This window comes from Terriglobus sp. YAF25 (assembly GCF_052113305.1).
Lineage (GTDB): Bacteria > Acidobacteriota > Terriglobia > Terriglobales > Acidobacteriaceae > Terriglobus.
The window spans coordinates 1-1,956 of the sequence record NZ_JBFRCY010000807.1; the positions used below are offsets into that span (position 1 = coordinate 1).

The window sequence follows — 1,956 nt, forward strand, 5'->3', positions numbered from 1 at the left end:
TTCCTGCGCTGCTCGCGTTGAAGCAGCAGGGCAAGGCCCGAACGGTTGGTATTACCGGCTATTGGCCTGGCCTTTTGGCCAGGGTGGCGTCTGAGGCGCCAGCCGATACGGTTTTGAATTACTGTCACTGGAATCTCTTCTCGGACGATATGGATGCAGCGTTGACGCCCGTTGCGGAACGGATGGGGATTGGATTGATCAACGCGTCGCCGCTGCACATGGGGATTCTGGGAGGAGTTACGCTGCCCGAATGGCATCCGGCTCCGCCCGAAGTGCGCAAGGCCGGCGCTGAGGTGGTCGCGTTCTGCCGTTCGTCTGGCGTGGGTCCCGCCACGCTTTCGATGTGGGCGTGTCTGCAACATCCATCTGTTGCATCGACGTTGATGGGATTTGCGAGTGTGGAGCAGGTCGATGCGGCGTGTGCTGCGTTGGATCTTGAGCCGGATGCGCAGGTGCTGCAGACGGTACGACGTCTGGTGGCTCCGATACACAACACTTCATGGCCGCAGGGACGCCCGGAGAACGAAGATACTAACCGGATGACAGCGGTATCGGAAGAAGACGTGATCAAGGTGACAAAGGCATGAGAGCGTTGACGATGGTTGCTCCCGGTGAGCTGGCGATAACCGATGTCGCGGAGCCCGGAAACGATGGTGTTCTGCTGCAGGTAGAGATGGTCGGGCTCTGCGGATCAGACCTGAACAGCTACCGCGGAAACAATCCGATGGTGAGCTATCCGAGGATCCCAGGGCATGAGATTGCAGCGACCGTCCTGGAAGGCTCAGAGAAATATCCTGCTGGTACGCAAGTAACGGTCTCGCCCTACACGAGCTGTGGGGGCTGTGCGTCATGCCGTAATGGACGTGTGAATGCCTGCGAGTTCAACCAGACCCTGGGAGTGCAACGCGATGGCGCTCTGACAGAGCGTATCCGCGTGCCGGAGGAGAAGCTGTACACCTCGCCGAAATTGAGCCTGCGTGAGCTGTGCCTGGTAGAACCGCTGACCGTCGGATTTCATGCGGCAGCCCAGGGGCGTGTAACCGAGCGTGATACGGTGGCGATCTTCGGTTGCGGCGGGGTTGGGCTGGGCGCGGTAGCGGGTTCGGCGTTTCGCGGCGCCCAGACGATTGCGATCGATCAGGATGACGAGAAGCTGGAGATTGCCCGTGCTGCAGGAGCAGTACATCTGATCAACACCCGGCGCGACGATGCTGCCGTGAAGTTGAAGGAGATTACCGGATGTGGACCGGATGTCGTGATCGAAGCGATTGGCCTGCCGGAGACATTCCGCATGGCGGTCGAGCAGGTTGCTTTTACCGGCAGGGTCGTCTATATCGGCTACGCCAAGCAACCGGTCTCGTATGAGACGAAGCTCTTTGTTCAGAAGGAGCTCAACATCATGGGGTCACGGAACGCCTTGGCCGGCGATTTCCGCGAAGTGATTGCGATGCTGGAAGCCCAACGCTTTCCTGTGGAGAGGGCGATCAGTGCGGTTGTGGGGATGGATGAGGCTTCTGACTATATCGCCCGTTGGGCTGCGAATCCTGCTGCGATGAAGAAGATTATGGTGCAAGTGCACTGAAGTGATTGCGAAACGTCAACCTGCAGCCCTATTGTCGTGGATGCCCGTATGAAACGCCTTCACGCTATCGTCTGCAGTGTTACGTTCGCGGCTTCCAGCCTGTATGGTCAGGTGGTTCTGCGGCCCGAGAGTTTTCGTCATTATGTGGACGAGTTTCGCCAGCAGGAGAAGCTGGTCACGGGGATCATGGGAAGCGACTCGTATGACTGGATGGCGGCGAACGTTCCGCTCTTCGAGTCTTCGGATAAGGACTTCAACGATCTGTATTACTTCCGTTGGTACGTCTTTCAGAAGCATGTAGTGCACAGCGAGAAGTATGGCTACCTGATCACCGAGTGGCTGCCGAAACCGGAAAGTCAGGATGGAGCCTATGG

General features: G+C 58.2%; 3 protein-coding genes. All 3 read left to right on the plus strand.

Annotated features, from left to right (window positions below; genetic code table 11):
* Positions 1-587, plus strand: a 587-nt coding sequence (locus AB4043_RS23965) for an aldo/keto reductase (protein ID WP_442308311.1), incomplete at its 5' end; no start/stop codon positions are given.
* Positions 584-1,582 carry a zinc-binding alcohol dehydrogenase family protein gene (locus AB4043_RS23970; RefSeq protein ID WP_442302393.1) on the plus strand — a complete coding sequence of 333 codons (999 nt, stop codon included), beginning with the start codon at positions 584-586 and terminating at the stop codon, positions 1,580-1,582. The genes AB4043_RS23965 and AB4043_RS23970, both read left to right, overlap by 4 nt.
* A gap of 48 nt (positions 1,583-1,630) precedes the next feature.
* Positions 1,631-1,956: hypothetical protein (locus tag AB4043_RS23975; RefSeq protein WP_442308312.1), on the plus strand; the 326-nt coding region annotated here is incomplete at its 3' end.